General features: G+C 36.5%; 6 protein-coding genes. 2 read left to right on the top strand and 4 right to left on the bottom strand.

What is annotated here, in order from left to right; translation table 11 throughout:
- Positions 1-1,255, top strand: a 1,255-nt coding sequence (locus WBN20_RS02640) for a sodium:solute symporter (protein WP_424280607.1), incomplete at its 5' end; no start/stop codon positions are given.
- On the opposite strand, the gene WBN20_RS02635 is transcribed toward WBN20_RS02640, so the two are convergent.
- A complete protein-coding gene (locus WBN20_RS02635) occupies positions 1,252-1,611 on the bottom strand; it encodes a CoA-binding protein (protein ID WP_424274671.1) in 360 nt (119 codons plus the stop codon). The two genes, WBN20_RS02640 and WBN20_RS02635, sit on opposite strands and share 4 nt — an antisense overlap.
- Before the next feature lie 388 nt (positions 1,612-1,999).
- Between WBN20_RS02635 and WBN20_RS02630 the strand changes: the two genes are divergently transcribed.
- Positions 2,000-4,450 (top strand): TonB-dependent receptor domain-containing protein, encoded by a 2,451-nt coding sequence (locus tag WBN20_RS02630; RefSeq protein ID WP_424280606.1) that lies wholly within the window; start codon positions 2,000-2,002, stop codon positions 4,448-4,450.
- Between the two features lie 95 nt (positions 4,451-4,545).
- Here the strand turns inward: WBN20_RS02630 and WBN20_RS02625 are convergent, their stop codons facing one another.
- From WBN20_RS02625 to WBN20_RS02615, 3 genes are all read right to left on the bottom strand, one after another.
- On the bottom strand, positions 4,546-5,097 hold the full coding sequence (locus WBN20_RS02625; protein WP_424272077.1) for a pyridoxamine 5'-phosphate oxidase family protein: 552 nt from the start codon (positions 5,095-5,097) through the stop codon (positions 4,546-4,548).
- 19 nt (positions 5,098-5,116) lie between these two features.
- Positions 5,117-6,124, bottom strand: coding sequence for a 3-oxoacyl-ACP synthase III family protein (locus WBN20_RS02620; RefSeq protein ID WP_424280605.1), 1,008 nt, complete (start codon positions 6,122-6,124; stop codon positions 5,117-5,119).
- Between the two features lie 130 nt (positions 6,125-6,254).
- On the bottom strand, positions 6,255-7,454 hold a 1,200-nt coding region (locus tag WBN20_RS02615), incomplete at its 5' end, for an ABC1 kinase family protein (protein WP_424280604.1).

Below are 7,454 nucleotides of genomic sequence, written 5' to 3'. Positions count from 1 at the left end.
GTTTAGCTATATGCAGGTTGTTTTCGGGTACCTGGTAGGATATTTTGTTGTCGCTTTTATACTGATGCCTATCTATTACCGCTTGAATGTCATCTCAATTTATGAGTACCTCAAAGAGCGCTTTGGTATTGTCAGTTATAGAGTAGGTGCTTTGTCTTTCTTTATTTCCCGGGTGTTAGGAGCCTCTTTCCGGCTATTTTTGGTAGCCATAGTGCTACAACAGTTTGTATTTGACGCCTGGAATGTCCCTTTTGAACTTACGGTGGTCTTATCTATTCTCTTAATCTGGATATATACTTTTCGAGGTGGAATTAAAACCATAGTTTGGACAGATACTCTGCAGACCCTTTTTATGCTATTGTCTGTAGGGTTGTCTATTTACTTTATTAATTCAAAATTGGGGTGGAGCTTTACAGAGTTTATTAATTCGGAAGAATTAAAGGAGTACAGTAAGGTTTTATTTACTGATGATTTTTACGCGAAAAACCACTTCATAAAATCTTTTATTGGTGGTATGTTTATCACTATTTGCATGACCGGACTCGATCAGGATATGATGCAGAAGAACTTAACCTGCAGAAACCTAAAGGACGCACAAAAGAATATGGTTTCTTTTAGCCTGATACTTGTTGTTGTCAATTTTGTTTTTCTCCTTTTGGGGGCTTTGCTTTTTATTTATGCAGATAAATTTCAGATTGCCACGCCACTAATGGATGGGGAGCCAAAATCTGATCTCCTGTTTCCCGAAATTGCATTAAATAGCGGTTTGGGTGTTACCGTGGCTATCACTTTTATGCTTGGATTAATTGCGGCGGCCTACAGCAGCGCAGATAGTGCCCTTACTTCTTTGACAACTTCTTTTTGTGTAGATTTTCTTGGAATTGAACAAAAGCCAAAAAACGATCAAAAGATAATACGGAAAAAAACTCATGTCATGATGAGCCTGCTCCTGATTCTTGTGGTCATACTATTCAAATACGTTTTAGATAGAAATGTCATTGATGGCCTTTTAACCGTTGCCACCTACACTTATGGTCCTCTATTGGGTCTGTTTGCTTTTGGGATATTTACAGCTTATAAGGTACAGGACAACTATGTTTGGATTGTTGCAATAACATCGGTACTGCTTGTCATTGGAATTGCCAATATACCTCCTGCATACCTGGGAGGATATGCTGTGGGATATGAACTCTTACCTGTCAATGGGTTGTTTACGTTTATTGGATTATATTTTATTAGAAGAAAAACCAATTAATATTGATCCGTAGCAAGTAACACCAAAGTACAGGCAACTTCTACTTCAATTTCATTATTACTTAAAATTTTATAAAACTCAGGGTTTTCCGTACCCGGATTAAAAATCACGCGTTTAGGTTTCATTTGAATAATTTCTTCGTAATACTCCTTTTGTCGTTTTTCATTAAGATATAAAGTAATAGTATGAATATTTTGAAAGTCTTCAAGACTCGAATTAATCTGCACACCCGATACATCACCGATCTTTGGACCAAAAGCCATGGTTTGGATTTCTTTTGCCAGTAATTTATTTATTGCCAAATAACTGTAGCGATTTGGATTTAATGAAGCACCAAAAACAAGTGTCGTTTTCATAATATATTTCTCGTTCCGTTAAAGTGTGTTAATTACTGTAACTTTTTAATTTAATATTCGTCTTTTGATTAACCGTCAAAAATTTAATTCGTTGTGGTGCTATATTTTTATAGTTAATGGTTAGTGTTTAGTATGGCCCATCAACGAAAGAAACCCCGGCAAATTTGTCGGGGTTTTATTTTGTTCTTACATCAGGATAATTGAAAGCACCTTATACCCATTTCTATACAAAGATACTACTTCAAGTTAATTGCACTCTTTTAAAATAATTTGGTAAAAAAGAGGTCATCATAATTTTTAAAATATGTTAAAGTTTTTAATACTCGTAACATAAACTAATTACTATCGTCAGGTATATATCATCAATCAATCAAAAATCGAAAAGTCAATGAATAAGGTAGTTTTAATTTTTACACTACTTTTTAGCGCAGTATTCCACACAAATGGTGCTATTCCAAATCCAGATATTGTCCTGGGAAGTATTAGCGGCAGGGTAATCGACAATGTTCAGAAACAACCGGTTTCGTATGCGGCAATAGTGATCAAACGAGCTCCAGACAACACCACGATTACTGGTGGCATCACCAATGAAGATGGCACTTTCCAAATAAAAAAACTTCCTGAGGGGTCTTACATTGTAGAGGTGCAATTTATAGGATTTAAAACGCACACACGGCAGATTACTTTATCTAAAAACAATCGCAATCCAGATTTAGGAGTTATTTCCCTTGAAATAGAAGCTGAAGAACTTTCTGGTGTGGAAGTTGTAGCTGAGCGGACGACTATTGAGCAGCGCATAGATCGTAAAGTGGTTAATGTTGGTAAAGACCTTACAACTGCCGGGGCTACCGCTTCCGATATAATGAATAATATTCCCTCGGTAAATGTAGATCAGCAAACCGGACAACTTACCATGAGGGGAAACTCAAATGTAAGGGTTATGATAGATGGCAAACTATCTAATGTGCCAGTTGCGCAATTATTAAGACAAATACCATCTACCTCTATAAAGTCTATTGAACTTATTACCAATCCGTCAGCCAAATATAATCCTGATGGGATGAGCGGTATCATAAACATTATACTTCACAAAAATTCTAATAATGGATTTAACGGCAATCTAAACACAGGTCTAACTGTTGGTCAGGAAGCAAAGTTTAATAGTTCAATCGACCTCAACTATAGAAATGGCAAGGTAAATGTTTATGGTAATTATGGAAACAATATAGGTAAATATGTAAATGATGGATATATATACAGAATAGATGAAAACTCAGAACAATTGTTCGATTTTTTAGATAATCGTAAATCCAATTTATTTAAAATAGGAGTTGATTTTTATCTCAATGATAAGAACACCATTTCGGTTTTCACAAACCAGAACTATTTTGATGGTAAATCTGAAGGGCAAACACAAGTTACTTATTTTGATGATCCGTTACTCAATATGAATCAAATCTTCAATAATAAGAATGAGAATCACAGCCAGCAGTACAATTTTGACTATAAATTGGAATTTAAAAAAGAAGGGCATAATATTGAGTTAGAAGCGGACTATAACAAATTTACAGATGAAGAGATCGCAGATTTTAAATCGACAGGAAATACCTTATTCCCTGATTATCTCGATTTTGTTAACACCAAAAGGGATCAGACCATTGTTAATCTGGATTATGTAAATCCACTAGATTCCATTTCCAAACTGGAGGTTGGGCTGGAAGCAAGAATTTTTGAAACTAATGTGGATTATTCCTCTACAGGACTTTCATTTACACCCGATGGAAGTTTGATTTCAACTCCGGATACCGATTTTGTTTATGGCATGGACATCTACTCTGCCTATGCCAGTTTTGGACAGAATTATGATAAATGGGGGTATCAGGTTGGACTTCGTGTTGAAGATGTTGAGGTTAAGGCCGATACAAACCAGATAAGGGCCTTTACAGATAAGTATACAGAACTGTATCCTTCTGGTTTTGTCACCTATAGTCCAACAGAAAAAAATCAGTTTCAATTAAGTTATAGCAGACGGGTGGACCGTCCGGGACTAACACAGGTAAATCCTATTCGCGAGTGGTCTACTCCTTTATTATCCTCCTATGGAAACCCAACACTTGTTCCGCAATTCACAAATTCATTCGAGATAAATTATACCAGACGTTTGAAAAATGGAAGTATTACCACAGGACTATTCTACAGAAGTATTAAGGATGAGATTAACAGGGCCGTTTATATAGACAGATTAGACCTGAACAAACTTATACTAACCTTTGACAATTTCGACGACACATCTGCTTATGGAATTGAGGTCTCGGGCAATTATAAACTAACTAAATGGTGGAGTTTTAATGCCAGTTTTGATCTGTATTCACAAACCCAGCGGGGCATTACTGAAAGTTTGCAAACTGATAACAACACTGCCACCGAAGATGACATTATTACACAGGAAGTTGAAGTAGAAAATACAGCCTGGAATTTTAGAATGAACAATAGTTTTAAAGCAACCAAAAACCTCACTTTTCAACTATTTGGATTCTACCGAGGACAAAACAGAACCATTCAATTTGATGTGGAGCCCATGTATTTTGTGAATCTTGGTGCCCGTTATAATTTTGCCCAGGGCAAAGGTACTTTCAGTGTTAATTTCAATGATGTTTTCAACACAATGCGTTTCGCATTCAATGGGGATCAGCCTTTCGACCAGGTTGGTGAGTTCAATTGGGAGAGTCAAACTATTTTTGCAGGAATTTCGTATCGGTTTGGAAGTGGAAAAAACAAAGCTGCAAAACGAAAAAGAAGGGATAGCAATACTAAGCAGGGCGGCGGCGGTATTCTATAAATATTAATTGATAAAATATGCAGGGTATTGGTTGGTTATCTCTTGTAGTATTTGTCAATTAAATAAACCCCGGCTATTTAGTCGGGGTTTAAAGTTTAAGTTGAAGCACCAAATATACCAGTTGGCAATCCATCCAGGCTATTGGTATTCTTCTGGTCCATGTATTCCACAAGGCCTTTTTTACCTTTTTTTTCTGCCCATATATTGAGCATATTTCGCTCCGCCTTATAGTCCATTAGCGGTACACCCATCCCACATGAGGTCTGTACAAGTTTTATTTTCATTTCAATTAATTGCCTGCTGCCCGCTATTTCAGGAAATTGTCCAATATGCTCTTTCCAATAGGAATCTCGCTCATGGAATGCCCGTGCTTCACCATATAGACGCAAAATCATCGGCTTCCCTTCAAAAGCGCAAAACATGATGGTCATTCTTTTATCGTATTGCAGATGGGTTGCAGTTTCATTCCCGCTGCCCGTAAGATTTAACCAAAGAATTTTGGTGTTGTCAATAATTCTGAATGAATCCATACCTTTTGGTGATAGATTAATTGATCCATCCTTCATAGCAGTGGCAACAAAAAAAAGTTTTTGTTTAGACATAAAATCTACGTGAGTAGAATCTAGAATAGCATAACGTTTTCCCATCCCAATTAGATATATTTGTTTACCACCGGATTATAGCACTACCCCAGGTAAACCCACTCCCAAATGCAGCCAATACAACAAGATCTCCTTCTTTTATTTTACCCTGCTCCCACGCCTCAGTTAGCGCTATTGGTATAGAAGCAGCTGTTGTATTGCCGTATTGCATAATGTTATTGTAAACCTGGTCATCTCTTAACCTGAACTTTTTTTGTATAAATTGAGAAATACGCAAATTAGCCTGATGGGGAATTAGCATATCAATATCTGTTGACTCAAGATTATTTGCTTTTAATCCTTCAATAATTACCTCACTAAAACGAACCACGGCGTTCTTAAAAACAAACTGCCCATTCATATAAGGAAAGTAGGATACGTCATTGGAATCCTTATCTTTTAATATATCCAGGACCCATCGTTTTCCCATACCCGGAGCAATTAAGGAAAGTTCTTCTGCGTGGGCTCCTTCTGAATGCAAATGGGTAGACAAAATCCCTTTAGAATTATCCTCTTCTCTTGTTAAAACAACAGCACCGGCGCCGTCTCCAAAAATTACAGAGACACCCCGGCCACGGGTAGTCATATCAAGTCCGGCAGAATGTAATTCAGCACCTATTACAAGAACGTTCTTGTACATACCACTCTTTATATATTGGTCTGCCAGGGAAATACCATAAATAAAGCCGGAACATTGATTTCTGATGTCTATTGCCCCAACAGTTTTAATATCCAGATCTCTTTGCACTTGTACTCCTGGTCCCGGAAAGTAGTAATCCGGGCTCAAAGTTGCAAAAACAATAAAATCTATGTCGTCCTTATCTATTCCCGCTCTTTCAATTGCTATTTTTGCAGCCTTAACGCCCATAGTGGAAGTGGTATCCTCCCCTTTTATAACATGTCGCCGTTCCTTTATACCTGTTCTCTCCTGAATCCATTCATCATTGGTATCCATGAGTTTTGACAAATCGTCATTAGTTACCACATTATCAGGTACAAAATAACCCAGTCCACTAATTTTTGAATTATACATTAGCTAGTTTACTTGTTAGTTAATCTAAAAATAATTGCTTGTACATCAGGAAATAGTAGTTACAAGAAAAATCATTTCTTTAATCTAAGATAGCTAAAAAATAATTGATGATTTAAGAAGGCTCCCGGCACTAGTTTAAATATTTTCGAAAAGAATTTACCTCAACATTCGCCTTAAGATCGTGTAAAAGGTTGAACAAGCCGAAAAAGGTTCTATTAATATATAGAAAATGCTTAGAACCCCTGTTTCCATTCATTTTTCGAATATGTTCGTCCTTGGAATAACGCTCTCCGAGGGCGGCTATTTTAGACCAAAAATCCTCATTTCCAAAATCAAAGTATTCTTCATGGAATGGTGTTGTAAAAAGACCAAGCATTTCTTTAAATAAGGCTTTAAAGAATATAATCTCCTTTTCAGAATCTGATGGAGTTAGTATTTCCAGCTCGTATAATTTATCCATGAAAAAAGCATCATTTTCTATATTCTCTTTTTTAGCAAGTTCAAAATAGGGAACATAAAATTCATCCGGAACTTCCTTAATACATCCAAAATCAATGGCAACCAGTGTTTCCTGTTTACTAACAAGGAAGTTTCCAGGATGAGGATCTGCATGAACTTTTTTAAGCCCATGTAACTGGAACATATAAAAATCCCATAGTGTTTGTCCCAATTTATTTCCCACCTTAGAATTGAAACCTTGTTTGGAGAATTCACTTAAATGCTGCCCATGCATCCAATCCATAGTAATAATACGTTCACTGGAAAGTTCTTTATAATATTTGGGAAACTCTAAATTTGGGATTCCTTGGCAGGCCTTAGTTATTTCTTCACTGTGAATAAACTCCAAGCCATAGTCAGTTTCTTCAAGAAGTTTCAGTTCTACTTCTTTAAAGTATTTATCTGAATCTTTTCCCTGAAGATTAAACATTCTTATTGCTATGGGTTTGACGATTGCTAAATCGCTACTTATACTTTCAGCTACTCCGGGGTATTGTATTTTAACGGCCAACTCTTTTCCATCTTTTGTTGCTTTGTGTACCTGACCTATACTCGCAGCATTTATGGAGTTCCGTTCGAAGGAATCAAAGACTTCCTCGGGGAATTTATTTAAATATCTTTTAAAAGTTTTCCGCACCAAAGGGGCGGAAAGAGGTGGTACTGAAAATTGTGCCAAAGAAAATTTTTCAACATATGCAGATGGGAGTAAGTTCTTCTCCATACTAAGCATTTGCGCTACTTTGAGTGCGCTACCTTTTAGAGATTTAAGTCCATTATAAATATCTGAAGCATTCTCTTCATTCAACTCTTCCTTATCGTGCTCAGGATTTAC

Origin of the sequence: Eudoraea sp. (assembly GCF_049665975.1) — a bacterium.
In the GTDB taxonomy this organism is placed as follows: domain Bacteria; phylum Bacteroidota; class Bacteroidia; order Flavobacteriales; family Flavobacteriaceae; genus Eudoraea.
The sequence above is the reverse complement of the archived record's forward strand: the minus strand, read 5'-3'. Positions and strand labels throughout refer to the sequence as shown.